Here is a 14,505-nt window from a genome sequence, read left to right as displayed (position 1 = left end):
AAGCCGCCCGACTGCGTTCAGTGACTTCTCAACATAATTACAGGTCGTAACTCAGTTGCAGCCAGAACTGGCGCCCCGGTTCATAGGAGTGCAACACCTTGTCTTCATACACAAAAGTGTCCGCCACGTTGCGTTTGTTCAGTACGTTATTCACCTCGACCGAGATCCCCGCACCATAGGCAAAATCAGGTTTCCAGGTCACTTTGGTGTCCCAGCGGTAGGTGCTGGCAAAGTGGGTCTTCTCGTACTTCAACATCTGCGAACCGGTGGTCGGATCGGTGTAATAATCTTGCTGGTAGCGTACCGCCTGATCCCGCGGGCCACGCCATTGCAGCAGGTTATAGAAGGTCAGGTTGTGTTCCTGCCAATCACTGGTCAGCTCCAGATTGAAGCGCCACGGCGAGTTAAAGTTGGTGGAGGGTAAATCGGAAGCGTTAATCACCTTGCCGTCGTACCAGACTTTATCCGAATCCAGCTTGGTGCTTGGGTCGAAGAAAGCGTAACCCTGATCTTTCGGCGTATTGCTCTTACTTTGCTGCCAGCTCAGGGAACCGGTCATAGCATGAGACAACGCACCAGTTTCCCACGGCTGATTGTTGCTCACGGAAAGTGAAACCGTATCGTTGCTGCTGCGGCCGCCGTTATCAAAGGTACGAATGCGCGACTGCAAACTATTACCGCTGTTCGGATACTTAGTACGGCTGCGTACCTCGTCATAACCTTCGCGGTGAACATATTGCAAACGCCACTGGGTTTTCATGATTTGCTGTTGCAGAGCGAGGCTTAACTCATCGTTATAAGGCGTTGAAAGTTTATCGATACCTTCGAAATCTTTCACGTCGCCCCACTCAACCTGATTGGGATCGAGGTGACAGTCGTAGTAGCAATTCTGCATACCGGCGTTTTGCGCTTCATACAGCGCATAGGTCAGCATTGAACGACCATAGTAACGGTTAGCCCCAGCGATCAGCACCGTATTACCAGTTCCGAAAATATCCAAACTGCTGCTCAAACGCGGAGCAATATTGGTCTGGCCGACAAAATCATCCCGATCCACACGTACGCCCGGACGCACGGTCAAACGGCCATACTGCATGCTGTCGTCAAGGAACAGGGCGTAGCTGGTGTAATCCGCTTTATAGGTTCCCGCGCGAAAGCGGGTGATATTGCTGGGCTGAGCATCTGAAGTAAGCCAGTCTGGCGATCCGTAGAACCGATAGCGGTAGTAATCCCGATCCCGTTGATAGCGCGCCTCGGTTTTATTAACTTCAAAACCAACGTTTGGCGAGTGGAACATCCCCAGCGCCTCAAATTGATTAAAGCGCAGCACCCCTTTCGCCGTGGCACTGTTTTGTCGGGTGATCAAGTCCCCCTGCCCGCCATTGTTGTAATAACCCGTATTCGGCCAGTTTGAATAATCTTCCAGGGCGAAGAAATCTTTCACATCATTGGTGCGCTCATCCACCAGCTTTTGGTAACCGGCGGTTAAATCCAGGTTGGCAAAATCAAAGCGGTGCTCTAACTGCAACGTCGTGTTCAAGCCATTATGATCGTTATCGTAGCCTGAATTGATTACGCTGCTGGAAAAGAGCGAGCTGGTATAGGCCGAGTAATTGCCGGATAAATGCAGGCTGGTACGCTCATTGGCATCCCATGAGAACTTGGCGAAATAGTTATCAGACACCCGTTTCTGGCTGCGGTAGCCGCCGTCCATTGAGACGCCTTCCAGCTCATTATTCGGCCCTATCTGTAAACCGCTGCCGCCGCTGGTATAAGTCGGAATATCCGAAATACGATGCGAGGCAGAAAAGACTACGCCCAGATTATCGGTTATGCCCGCTTCAAACCAACCCCCGAAGTTCTGTTTACTGTATTTCGGCTGAAAGCGATCTGGCCGACTGGTGTCATTCTTTGAGCTGTCAAAAGCGGTGCCGGGATCGGTAAACACCTTGTTCCACGCCGAACGGGTTTCGCGGAAATATAAATGTGCGCTGTTATCACCACGCCAGCGACGGCTGGTGACATCCAGCGTACCGCCGGTAAAACCACCATATTCCACCGGAATGTTGTTATCGAACACAGTCACGCTGTCGATTAAACGGCTATCGAGATAAATCCCCTGATCGCTGCTGTCAACGCGGGTCGTGGTTTCACCATTGCCACTGCTGGCCGGATCGACGTCGTTGTTAAAGCTCACGCCATCCAGTTTGTAGTTGTTTTGGTAGCTGGAAGAACCGTGGATAGAAATCGCACTCGGCTTGATTTCCCCTTGATTGAGACTGGTGTTACCGCTGTTAGAAAACTGTACCGCCGGATTGGTACGCAATAATTCGGTAATGTTACCGTTGCCGGTAGTGCGCTGGCGAATCTCTTCCGAAGTAATCACCTGCGGGGCTGACATCAGATTATCCGCTGCCCGACCGCTGGTTTCCCCCATCACAGAGGTAGTCGGAAGAATAATAGCGCCGGTGTTAGCACCTTTCATCGTCGGTGGACGAATAACAAAACCGCTACCGCTGCTAACCAACTCCAGGCCGCTGCCCGCCAGTAATTGCTGCAACGCAGACTGCGGGCTGTAATTACCATGCAGAGCGGGCGCTCGCAGGTTACGCAGCTCGGATTCATCGAATAACACATGCAGTTGGCCTTGCTGCGCCACATTGGCAATAGCGTTGGCTAACGGTTGCTCCGCCATATTGAGCTGTAAATCGGCGGCGCCTGCCCCTTGACTCATCAGCAGCGTTGCCAGCGCCAGGGCAGAAAGAACAGGCATCCCAGAAGGTTTCTTTTTGTTGTAAGTCATCTCGCAATTTCTTCCCTAGAAAATAAAAATGCCTTGCCAATGGGCAGAGGCATCAGGGAAGACGAGAGAATGAGAATTATCCTCACCTATGAAATGAATTATTTTTTACTTTTGCTGCGGGCGCGGCAAAATCAACGCGTTACCCTGAGCGTCCTGTACAACATTCACCGCCAAAAGCAGCGGTAAAGCGTTTAAGAACTCATCCGGATTAGCTAAATCCAGCGAACCTGAAACCGGCAGCGATGCCAAGCGCCCGTCGGTCAACTCGATTTTTCCTGACCGATAGCGCGCCAACTCTTTCAGTAGCTCGCCCAATGGCCGATTGCGGAATGAAATTTGCCCACTACGCCATTCGCCGACTTCATTCACCTGCCGCTGACCTCGCTGTAGATCGTTTTCCCCTTTCAGCAAGCGCGCTGAATCTCCGGCATGCAACATCACGGTTTCCATAGATGGCCGCCCGGTGACCGCTACAGTACCTTGGCGTACCGCCACCCCCATTTCATCAGCGTCATAGCGGACGTCAAATTCGGTTCCCACGACCCGCACCTGACTTTCTCCGGCATAGACCAAAAAAGGTCGCTGCTTATTTGCCGCCACCTGCAAATACACCTCGCCATGATCCAGCCAGAGTTGGCGTTTTTTCCTAGCGTAGTGAACACGCATTTTAGTATATCGATTCAAATGCACGCGGCTGCCGTCGGACAGCACCACTTCACGAGCATAATTATCGGTTTGCAGATGAATATCGTGCATCAGCACTAGCGGCAACTGACTGGCAGGCAACCACAGAGCAAGCAAAAAGAAAGCCCCAGCGGCACAGGCGCGCAGCGGACGCCACCAGCTCGGTTTTGCCTTAGGCTGCGCAGCACTCGCCGGGCGCGTAATCAGGGCACAGTCCCCCCAGATTTGCTGCATCTGTCGAAAAGCCTCAGCGTGAGCCGCAGAGCGCTGTAACCATTCCTGAAATTGCCGTTGTTCCGCATCGTTAAGGCGACGCCCCTGGCTGCGGCTAAACCACAGCGCAGCCTGTTCGTCGATTTCTGTTTCCAGAAGGCGGCTAGCGTCCGTCATTGTGCTCACTCTCCTGTTCCGCTACGTAGCGTTTACAATGCACCAAGGCACCGGCAATGTGCTTTTCTACCATACTGACAGAAATTCCCATTCTCTCGGCCACTTCAATTTGCGATAAACCGTCAAAGCGGTGCATTAAAAAAGCCTCCCGACGACGAGGAGAAAGGCTTTGCAACGCTTCCTCCAGCCGATTTAAACGCTGTTGGTGTTCGAATAAACGCTGCGGTTCGGTTTCTGTCGGCGCAACTTCCTCTCTACCTAGGCTATCTTCATGATTTTCAGACAATAATAGCCGCTGCTTTCCGGTAGCACGCCAATGATCGATAAGCACCCGATGAGCAATTTTGAACAAAAAGGCGCGCGAATGCTCCACCGGTGTTTGCCTGGCACGTTTCAACCACAGTGTGAATACGTCCTGTGACAAGTCCTTGGCATCGCTGGCGTTATCCACTCTTTTACGAAAGAAGCTAACCAACTGACCGTAAGTGGCCTGATAGGCCAAACTCACCCTGTTTGATGGGGGTTTATCCATGAATGCATCCGTTAAAGTCGCGCGGTCCTTTTGACCTGTGCCGTTCAGGCCAGCATAGGTATTGAAGCCGTCAGGTACATCAATCCGGTTGCCCACACCTGGCTGTAAAATAGCGTTCCACAATTTTCTCTGCTGATTCGGCGGATACTCGTAGGCCCCGCTCTTCTGAAGCTGGCGGTTATAAGCAAAACTCGGAATAAATGCAAATGATAATGCCTATAACTATCAATATGCTTATTGTTACGTATAATCCACAGCTTGGCTGTCGGTGTTATTGAGTGCAGGGAAAGTGATAAATATCATCGGCACGGCATGGGCAGCCAGTTATAAAAATGGTTTATAATCAATAAAATAACGCCGAGAATACGGCGTTCGCGGAGTCGGTAATGAAATCATTCTACCCACAGCCAGCCCATAGCCACGGCCCAACCACTGCAGCGGCTCACTTTACACCACACACTTTTGGACCGCCGGAAGGCAACCCGCGCACCCGCTGGACCGCCAGTTTACTGCTGGGCTTAGCGCTACATTTACTGGCCGCAGTGTTAATGCTGGGCTGGTGGAATCGGCTTTCACCTCAGGGCGCGTTGCCACCGGCGGTAATGGTAGAAATGGCGATTTTTCAGCAAGCTAAAACCGCGCCAACTGACTTACCACAAGGTGTTTTGCAGCAAATGGCGGCACCTGATGACGTTCAGCCGGTCAAAAAGGAGTTGCTGGAGCAGCCGAAGCTGGCGCTTTCTCCCCGCGGTACTCACGCGATTCGGCCGGAGAAAGTCGATAGCAAGAAAAAACCGGTAGTAAAACCGAAACCAACCGAAACCCCGTTGCCGGTCATAGCCGAAAATACCGCATCAACCACCAGCGCCCCATTGCCCGGTTCGGCCAAGAAAAACGCCGCCAACTTTTCCAGCGCTTCTTCCGCGGCAATCAACGGTAAAGCCGCATGGCAAGGGGAAGTATTAGCCCATATCGATCGCTATAAACGTTATCCCCGAGAAGGGTTACGCTATCGTTTGGAAGGGGTGAGCCATGTGCGTTTTGTGGTTGATCTGAAAGGAAAAGTGTTATTAGCAGAGCTGATCACCAGTTCCGGCGCCAGAATTCTTGACCGCGAAGCTATGACGTTGATTTCCCGCGCTCAGCCAATGCCCGCGCCACCGGCAGACATTCTAAACAACGGAACTATCGAAGTCATCGCCCCTATCGCCTACAACGTTAAAGGCGCTTATTAGTGAGCACTGCGCAAGGCCAGAATGGTCACGCGCAGTAGCCAGTCACCTAACAAAGCCAAGGGCGTAGCTACCTTTGAATAAGATAACGAATGGTCGGCCCATCCTGCTGAATATCCAACACTTTATAGCCATAATTACGTGCATCCAGCGGGATATTATTGATCGATTGTGGGCAATCGCTGATCACCTCCAGTATTTCCCCTGGTTTGAGCTGCGGCATGGCTTCCAGCGTAGCGACTGCTGGATATGGACAGGGCTCTCCGACCATGTCTAGTCGGTAATCTGGAACTATCGGTTGGGTGCTCATAGTGATTCCTTAGATAAAATTGGCGCGGCAGCTTTACGACTGCGGAAGAAGCGTTTTTCCCACCACAACATGGCGGCAAAAGCGATGCCTAATAACAGATAGGTTATCAGCAGCCCTCCGATTGGGCCGAAGGTGTCCAGCAGATTGACTTTGTCATGGTTTGTCACGAGCACTGGGGCAAAATCATCCCAGTAATATGCCAATAGAGTGGCACCGATAACGTTGCCTAAACCGACCCACCAGTAGTGAATTTGCCCTTCTACAGCACGATACATCCAGCCGGTTTCACAGCCACCAGCTAGCACAATGCCGAAACCGAATAACAGGCCACCAATGACCGCATTTGGCCCTGCCCACAGGATTTTCGGCGCAACACCCAGTTGAACATAGCTAAAGATACCAATAGCGCTCACCGCCATGCCGAGAATAATGGCTTTTGCCATATGGGTACGGCCAGTAATCCACAGATCGCGAAAAGCCGATGTGAAGCAAATCTGCGCCCGTTCGATCAATAAGCCAAACCCAATGCCAAATAGCATAGCAATGCCGAGTTTAGGCGCCTGGAATAATTCGGTTAACGCCCAGCATAATGCCAGCGCGAATACCACCATACCCAGACGGAAACGGCGCTTTGCGCGCTGAGGATTTTGCGTTAACGGTGCTGCTGCGCTGACTTTCTGCAATTTCACCGGAATACGGAATATTGGTAACAGCGTAAATTTTGCCCCGAAATAGGAGCCAGCCGCCGTTGCGAGGGCAAAAAACCAAGCGTGTAATGAAAATTGAGGAATACCAGTAAAAAATGCAGCTAAATTGCACCCCATAGCCAGACGAGCGCCAAAACCGGCAATAATCCCACCTACCAGCGCCTGAGCAATTCGAATACCGTGTTGGGGCTTACGTAGCTTAATATTGTTAGCCCACAGCGCCGCAGCGATACAACCGGCAAACATGCCGATAATCATCATTCCGTCGATACGGTCCAGCGGCGTACCTTCGAAACCTATAACTTTAAAGTAGCCCCACTCCTGCGGGTTAGCGCCGAACCACTGCATTACATGCCCGCCCCAGCGTGTGAACTCTCCGGTCACGGCCCAAAAAGTACCGGTCAGGCCAAAATAGTAGGTCGATAAGATCCCTGCGGCGATCACCGCCGGAAGCGGTGCCCAAAATCGCACCAAATATTCGGATTTAAACGACTGCCAGGTCATGCTTCCTCCACGCAATATTCATCCCCCACGCAGCGAGGTTTGTTATCGCCGATGGAATAAAAAGTTAAAAAGACTCGCAATGATAAGGCAATTTAAACCCACAGAGTATTTAATCCTGCATAGTTTGTAAGGTTTTTGTCTTTCCCGCCACGCAGTGGAGCAGGGATCTATTATTGAGAAAGGAAAGTTACATTGGTGCAGAACAGAAACGTGAACGCTAAATAATCGGGTTTATCGAAGAGAAATAGGGTAGCCGGTATAAAAAACCCGCGGCGCACATTCGGCAAACCGCGGGCTTCGATCCAGACAGGAGTTAACTAACCTTGGCTAGCTGGAGTTTGTTGTTCCGCGAAAAAAGATTTCTCATATTCTCGGGCTTTCTTCCGATCAAACTGGTGTTCCCACTTGGCAATCACCAATACTGCCAGTGCGTTACCCACAACGTTCAACGCAGTTCGCGCCATATCCAGAATTCGGTCAACACCAGCAATAAATGCCAGACCTTCTAATGGAATGCCCACGCTGCCTAAGGTTGCCAGCAACACCACAAATGACACGCCCGGTACCCCCGCGATGCCTTTGGAAGTCACCATTAAGGTCAGCACCAGAACGATTTCCTGACCAATAGAAAGCTCAATACCATATAGCTGCGCGATGAAGATCGCCGCAATACTTTGGTACAACGTAGAACCATCCAGATTAAAGGAATAGCCGGTTGGCACCACAAAGCTGGTAATCGACTTTGGCGCGCCGTAGGCTTCCATTTTCTCGATGATACGCGGCAAAACGGTTTCTGAGCTGGCAGTAGAATAAGCCAGAATCAGCTCATCTTTCAGAATGCGAATTAACGTCCAGATCCGCAGATTACAGGCTCTGGCAACTGCGCCCATCACAACCAAGGCAAAGAAAAGAATTGCGGCGTAAACCAATATCACCAGCTTGGCGAGCGGAAGCAAGGCGGCAAAACCAAAATTCGCTACGGTCACGGAAATCAGGCCGAATACACCTATTGGGGCGTAACGCATGATCATATGTGTGACTTTAAACATGCTCTCAGAAACGGCTTTGAACACGTTAAGCAGCGGCTCTTTGGTTTCTTTTGGTAAAGAGGACAGCCCTAAACCAAACAGTACCGAGAAAAAAATAATCGGCAACATATCGCCATTGGCCATCGAGGAGAAAACATTCGATGGGATCAGCGATAGAATGGTACTCACCAGACTATGGCTACCGCTTTGTACCTGCGCCGTGGTTTTTTCATACTGAGAAATATCCACTGCGGTTAGCGTCGACATATCGATGCCATGACCCGGTTGGAAAAAATTGGCCAAAGTGATACCGACAATAATCGCGATAGTGGTGATCACTTCAAAATAAATAATGGTCTTCAGGCCAATTCGCCCTAATTTCTTTGCATCTCCAACGCCAGCAATACCCACAATCAGCGTTGAAATAACAATAGGAACCACAATCATTTTAATTAAGCGAATAAAAATATCGCCAGCAGGGCTGAGAATATTACTGACTAACCAATCACGAGACTCGGCCTGATTATGGAGAACAGCACCAACCAGAATACCTAATACAAGCGCAATTAGGATTTGCCAAGCAAGACTTATTTTTACACTTTTCATACCCAAAAAAATCCCTCAAAGCATTCCCCAAAGCGCATGATGGACATGCACTTCAGATGGAATACTTAATCATTAAATACGGGGCTATAGTTAATAAAATCCGCGGATCGGCCTCCCGCCAGCCGTCCACCTTTTCAATCAGTATCATTTCAACCCGTTGTTCTGCAAGCCTTGTTTACTCTGGCTTAACCCACTACGCCGAGTATCTTTTGGTAGGAACAAAGAGTGATAAGCCATAACCAACTGTTATTAAAATAATAAATTTAAACCATAGCAAATAAGCACTTCACCCTTAGGTATAAAAAATAGGCGAAATTAATTAGCCGATAAAATCAGCGGCTTGTTGTATTTAATGCCTTATTTTGTTCGCATTTTGTTAAATGGGCAGTATTTCGATTTTCTACCTATTTTAGGTATTCTGCAACCAAAGCCCCCAATAAATTCATTCAAAAATGAGAAAAATCATGATTAATCGAACAAATCTTTGCTGCATAACTATGCTGTTATTCTTAAACTCGTTTTTTATTTCCATTAAGAATATCTACTGACTTTAAATACTATTAAGTAATAATAAAAATCTAATAATCGACTTGCTCTAATCATTATCAGAATTATTTTTAGATAAACTTCCTGCCATTATTGCGAATGGATTTTGTCTTAATCGTTATTCAAACAAAGAAGTCACCTATATACACAATCACGGTGTAATACTTCTTTCGCTGAAATAAATGGCACACAGGAGTATTTCATCTGATCAAACTTCAATTCTCGATTAAATCCCTTCCCTATTGAGATATTGATACACCACACAGCACATCAAGTAAGTCCCTAAAACAACATCTTTTCTGCGTGATCTGTCGCCCAAAAAAGAAACAAAACGACGCCCAACACTATAATTAACCTTTAGTTGACATATTATTAACAATCTAAAGGAGAATAAATATGAGCCAACTACCTAAACACCCAATTCCCGCTGCAATTGCAGAAAATGCCCTGATCAACCCAGCCCAATATCATGATTATTATCAACAATCTGTACAAAACCCCGATGCATTCTGGGGCGAACAGGGCAAGATTATCGACTGGATAAAACCCTATAGTATTGTTAAGAACACTTCATTTGATCCTGGCCACGTCAGTATTCGTTGGTTTGAGGATGGTACGCTAAATTTATCCGCTAACTGTCTGGATCGCCATTTGGCCGAGCGCGGTGAGCAAACCGCAATTATTTGGGAAGGTGATGATCCAACCCAATCCAAGAACGTCAGTTATAAACAGCTACACCAAGATGTTTGCCAGTTTGCCAATGTATTGAAAAAACTTGGCGTAAAAAAAGGCGACGTAGTGGCTATTTATATGCCAATGGTGCCGGAAGCCGCGGTAGCTATGCTGGCCTGTGCGCGTATCGGTGCCGTTCACTCGGTAATTTTCGGCGGGTTCTCACCGGATGCGGTTGCTGGTCGTATTATTGATTCCAACTCCAAACTGGTTATCACCGCTGACGAAGGTATCCGCGCTGGCCGCGCTATTCCATTGAAAAAGAACGTTGATGAAGCGCTAAAAAATCCGGCTATCACCAGTATCAATAATGTCGTGGTCTTCCAACGTACCGGCAAACCGGGCTACTGGCAGGAAGGTCGAGATTTATGGTGGCATGACCTGATTGAAGGCGTTTCAGCGGATTGTCCCGCTGAAGAGATGAATGCAGAGGATCCATTATTCATCCTTTATACCTCTGGTTCTACTGGTAAGCCTAAAGGCGTACTGCACACCACCGGTGGCTATCTGGTTTATGCCGCCATGACCTTCAAATACGTGTTTGACTATCACCCGGGCGATATCTATTGGTGTACCGCCGATGTGGGCTGGGTCACCGGTCACAGCTATCTGCTTTACGGCCCGCTGGCCTGCGGCGCTATCACTTTGATGTTTGAAGGCGTTCCTAATTATCCAGGCGTTAACCGCTTAGGTCAGGTTATCGATAAGCATCAGGTCAATATTTTGTACACCGCTCCAACGGCGATTCGCGCATTGATGGCCGAAGGCGATAAAGCGATTGAAGGCACCAAGCGCACATCGCTGCGTCTGATGGGTTCAGTTGGTGAGCCAATTAACCCCGAAGCCTGGGAATGGTATTACAACAAAATTGGTAACGGTAAATGCCCAATTGTGGATACCTGGTGGCAGACCGAAACCGGCGGTTTCATGATTACGCCACTGCCAGGTGCAACCGAGCTGAAAGCCGGTTCAGCTACCCGTCCATTCTTCGGCGTACAGCCAGCGTTGGTGGATAATCTGGGGAATCCGCAGGAAGGTCCAGCCGAAGGTAATTTGGTGATTATCGATTCATGGCCGGGTCAGGCCCGTACTCTGTTTGGCGATCACGATCGTTTCGAGCAAACCTACTTCTCAACCTTTAAAGGTATGTATTTCAGCGGAGATGGCGCCCGTCGCGATGAAGACGGCTACTACTGGATTACTGGCCGCGTGGATGACGTTCTCAACGTTTCCGGTCACCGCTTAGGTACCGCTGAAATAGAATCGGCGCTGGTTTCTCATCCGAAAATCGCCGAAGCAGCGGTGGTTGGCGTTCCCCACAATATTAAAGGTCAGGCAATTTATGCCTATATCACTTTGAATCACGGAGAGGAGCCAACACCGGAACTTTATAGCGAAGTGCGTAATTGGGTACGCAAAGAGATTGGTCCAATCGCGACGCCAGATATTCTGCACTGGACAGATTCATTGCCAAAAACCCGCTCTGGGAAAATTATGCGTCGCATATTACGCAAAATTGCCGCGGGCGATACCAGCAATCTAGGGGATACCTCAACGCTGGCCGATCCGAGCGTAGTAGAAAAATTACTGGAAGAAAAACAATCAATGCAAGCAACGTCATAAATTACACCGCCAGAGAGCGGCAACTTAATTAATGCCTCACAGGAGAACCCTGATGAATGACAGCATTTATCAAGAGATTGAAAATAATCCTAAATTCAAAGAGTTGGTACAAAAGCGAGGCCGGTTTGCCTGGCTGCTATCATCAATTACCTTAGCACTCTACGTTGGCTTTATTTTTCTCATTGCCTTTGAACCTCAATGGCTGGGGACTCCGCTATATGCAGGAGCCAGCATCACGCGCGGTATTCCGGTCGGCATAGGTTTAATCGTAATTTCTTTTGTTCTTACCGGTATTTATGTTGTCCGCGCTAACGGTGAGTTCGACCGCATGACGGCAGAAATTCTTCGCGAGGTGAAGCAATGAAGATCCGCCATTGGTCTGCACTTTCCTTACTGGCTCTGCCTGCGCTGTCACAGGCAGAGGCAATCAGCGGTGAAGTTCAGCGTCAACCGTTGAATATTCAAGCTATTGTGATGTTCTTACTTTTTGTTGGCGCTACGTTGTATATCACTTATTGGGCTTCGAAACGCACTCGTTCCCGGCAAGATTATTACACCGCTGGCGGTCGCATCACCGGTTTCCAAAATGGGTTGGCTATTGCCGGTGACTTTATGTCAGCCGCATCATTCCTCGGTATTTCCGCACTGGTTTATACCTCAGGCTACGATGGGCTGATCTATTCCATTGGTTTTCTGATCGGCTGGCCAATTATTCTGTTCCTGATTGCCGAACGTCTACGTAATCTTGGTCGCTATACCTTCGCCGACGTTGCGTCATACCGTTTGCAACAGCGCCCAATTCGTACCCTATCAGCCTGCGGATCGCTGGTTGTGGTTGCCTTATACCTGATTGCTCAGATGGTTGGTGCAGGTAAACTTATTGAGCTGCTCTTTGGCCTGAACTACCATGTGGCCGTAGTATTAGTCGGTATTCTGATGGTTTTATACGTGTTATTTGGCGGAATGCTGGCAACCACTTGGGTACAAATTATCAAGGCTGTCTTGCTGCTGGCGGGAGCAACATTCATGGCGCTGATGGTCATGAAATCCGTCGGCTTCAACTTCAATACTTTGTTTAGCGAAGCCATCAAAGTTCACCCTAACGGTCTCAAAATCATGAGCCCCGGAGGATTGGTTTCAGATCCTATATCTGCGCTATCGCTGGGTCTGGCTCTGATGTTTGGGACAGCCGGACTGCCACATATTTTGATGCGCTTCTTTACCGTAAGTGATGCAAAAGAAGCTCGTAAAAGCGTGTTCTACGCTACTGGCTTTATCGGTTACTTCTATATTCTGACCTTTATTATCGGTTTCGGCGCTATTTTACTGGTTGGCCCAAACCCTTCCTTTAAAGATGCGGCTGGCGCACTGTTAGGCGGCAGCAATATGGCGGCGGTTCATCTTGCTAACGCCGTTGGAGGCAATTTCTTCCTTGGTTTTATCTCCGCCGTCGCTTTCGCCACCATCCTAGCGGTAGTTGCCGGCCTAACATTAGCCGGCGCCTCTGCGGTTTCCCATGACTTATACGCCAGCGTAATTAAGAACGGTAAAGCGCGAGAACGTGATGAATTACGCGTCTCTAAAATTACCGTGGTGGTATTAGGGATTGTAGCAATCGGCTTAGGGATTCTGTTTGAGAATCAGAATATTGCCTTCATGGTAGGTCTGGCCTTCTCAATCGCCGCCAGCTGTAACTTCCCAATAATCATCATTTCGATGTATTGGGACAAGCTGACGACACGAGGCGCACTAGTCGGCGGCTGGTTAGGATTGATTACTGCCGTCGTGCTGATGATCTTGGGACCAACCATTTGGGTCAAGATTCTTGGTCACGCCGAACCAATCTATCCATATGAATACCCAGCTTTATTCTCAATGATTGTAGCCTTTGTCGGCACATGGCTGTTCTCTATCACGGATAATTCAGAAACCGGCAAGAAAGAGCGCCTGCTGTTCAGAGCGCAGTTCGTTCGATCGCAAACCGGCCTGGGCGCCTCTCAAAGCGGCGGCCACTAAGCATTAGTTTTTTCAAATATCTCAATGTACTAGAATAAAAACCAAGGCCCTTCGGGGCCTTTTTCCATCTCATTCAGTGCGAAAATAGCGAAATAAAAATCGGTCGTGCAGAGGGTTAGACTGATACAGATAAAATGTAGAGAGAATTTATAAACGGGCTGATTCTACCCGACAGTAATAATAAAGATAAAAGCCTAAATAGCCTTCAGCGCAGCTGACTTTTTCACTGTTAAGAACGAGGTACTTTTGGGGAGAATTACGCCACATTACCTAAAATGTCCGCAGGATAACTAACTCTTCATCACCGCTTTATAATGTTAAATAACCGAGTAATCAGCACGATATACGAAGGCTATTGAGAATAATTTATGGCTCGTGAGTGGCCAATCCTGACCGATAAGTGATGAGTGATAAGTGATAAGTGATAAGTGATAAGTGATAAGTGATAAGTGATAAGTGATAAGTGATAAGTGATAAGTGATAAGTGATAAGTGATAAGTGATTATCGCCGGATTATTGGTTTTCATGATAATTACTTTCGACCAGCAGTTAAAAATCTTCTGTCTGTTACTCTTCGCAGTGAGACCGGTAGTGTATCAGAGGCCTCAGCATCCCGACTGGCGACACGTTTTATCCCCTTACGCCCCACCGGATGCAAGCCTGGCTCTTGAGCTACCGCCGAGTGTGAATACCCATTAATGAGGATGAGTTTCCGATAAAACCGACCTGGTTCGTTGGTTGCATGGCTTTTTAATAAAATATAAGCCCGGTGAGTGACTGTATCTGCCTGAA

Annotated in this window: 11 protein-coding genes; 4 read left to right on the top strand and 7 right to left on the bottom strand. The window is 48.6% G+C overall.

The genetic code is table 11. The features are described 5' to 3' along the window. Positions 1-37: 37 nt before the first annotated feature. The 3 genes from ACQ4OC_RS10950 to ACQ4OC_RS10940 all read right to left on the bottom strand — a co-directional run bounded on the left by ACQ4OC_RS10950 (position 38) and on the right by ACQ4OC_RS10940 (position 4,409). Positions 38-2,803: a secretin and TonB N-terminal domain-containing protein gene (locus ACQ4OC_RS10950; RefSeq protein ID WP_430971169.1), complete on the bottom strand. Its 2,766-nt coding sequence runs from the start codon at positions 2,801-2,803 to the stop codon at positions 38-40. A gap of 105 nt (positions 2,804-2,908) precedes the next feature. Continuing rightward, on the bottom strand, positions 2,909-3,877 hold the full coding sequence (locus tag ACQ4OC_RS10945; protein WP_064514732.1) for a FecR family protein: 969 nt from the start codon (positions 3,875-3,877) through the stop codon (positions 2,909-2,911). Then, a complete protein-coding gene (locus tag ACQ4OC_RS10940) occupies positions 3,864-4,409 on the bottom strand; it encodes an RNA polymerase sigma factor (protein ID WP_064518330.1) in 546 nt (181 codons plus the stop codon). The genes ACQ4OC_RS10945 and ACQ4OC_RS10940 overlap by 14 nt, the downstream gene beginning before the upstream one ends. Positions 4,410-4,795: 386 nt before the next feature. On the opposite strand from ACQ4OC_RS10940, the gene ACQ4OC_RS10935 reads away from it, so the two are divergent. After that, positions 4,796-5,644 carry an energy transducer TonB gene (locus ACQ4OC_RS10935; RefSeq protein WP_430971168.1) on the top strand — a complete coding sequence of 283 codons (849 nt, stop codon included), beginning with the start codon at positions 4,796-4,798 and terminating at the stop codon, positions 5,642-5,644. A gap of 67 nt (positions 5,645-5,711) precedes the next feature. Here ACQ4OC_RS10935 and yedF read toward each other — a convergent pair whose 3' ends face one another. The 3 genes from yedF to gltP all read right to left on the bottom strand — a co-directional run bounded on the left by yedF (position 5,712) and on the right by gltP (position 8,796). Further along, entirely contained in the window at positions 5,712-5,951 is a 240-nt protein-coding gene (yedF, locus tag ACQ4OC_RS10930; protein ID WP_049599155.1) for a sulfurtransferase-like selenium metabolism protein YedF, read from the bottom strand. Continuing rightward, a complete protein-coding gene (gene yedE, locus ACQ4OC_RS10925; protein WP_064514734.1) occupies positions 5,948-7,162 on the bottom strand; it encodes a selenium metabolism membrane protein YedE/FdhT in 1,215 nt (404 codons plus the stop codon). The genes yedF and yedE overlap by 4 nt, the downstream gene beginning before the upstream one ends. 317 nt (positions 7,163-7,479) lie before the next feature. Continuing rightward, positions 7,480-8,796, bottom strand: a complete 1,317-nt coding sequence (gene gltP / locus ACQ4OC_RS10920) for a glutamate/aspartate:proton symporter GltP (RefSeq protein WP_064514735.1) — start codon at positions 8,794-8,796, stop codon at positions 7,480-7,482. A gap of 942 nt (positions 8,797-9,738) precedes the next feature. Here gltP and acs point away from each other — a divergent pair. The 3 genes from acs to actP are packed head-to-tail and all read left to right on the top strand — an operon-like array spanning position 9,739 to position 13,713. Then, positions 9,739-11,697, top strand: a complete 1,959-nt coding sequence (acs, locus tag ACQ4OC_RS10915) for an acetate--CoA ligase (protein WP_120806877.1) — start codon at positions 9,739-9,741, stop codon at positions 11,695-11,697. Positions 11,698-11,749: 52 nt separating this feature from the next. Next, positions 11,750-12,061: a DUF485 domain-containing protein gene (locus ACQ4OC_RS10910; protein ID WP_049599145.1), complete on the top strand. Its 312-nt coding sequence runs from the start codon at positions 11,750-11,752 to the stop codon at positions 12,059-12,061. Continuing rightward, entirely contained in the window at positions 12,058-13,713 is a 1,656-nt protein-coding gene (gene actP, locus ACQ4OC_RS10905; protein WP_064514739.1) for a cation/acetate symporter ActP, read from the top strand. Before ACQ4OC_RS10910 ends, actP begins: the two co-directional genes overlap by 4 nt. A gap of 532 nt (positions 13,714-14,245) precedes the next feature. Here actP and ACQ4OC_RS10900 read toward each other — a convergent pair. Then, a partial coding sequence (locus ACQ4OC_RS10900; RefSeq protein WP_430971167.1) for a hypothetical protein occupies positions 14,246-14,505 on the bottom strand: 260 nt, incomplete at its 5' end.

The organism is Yersinia sp. J1, assembly GCF_050586585.1.
GTDB classification, from domain to species: Bacteria; Pseudomonadota; Gammaproteobacteria; order Enterobacterales; family Enterobacteriaceae; genus Yersinia; species Yersinia entomophaga.
The sequence above is the reverse complement of the archived record's forward strand: the minus strand, read 5'-3'. Positions and strand labels throughout refer to the sequence as shown.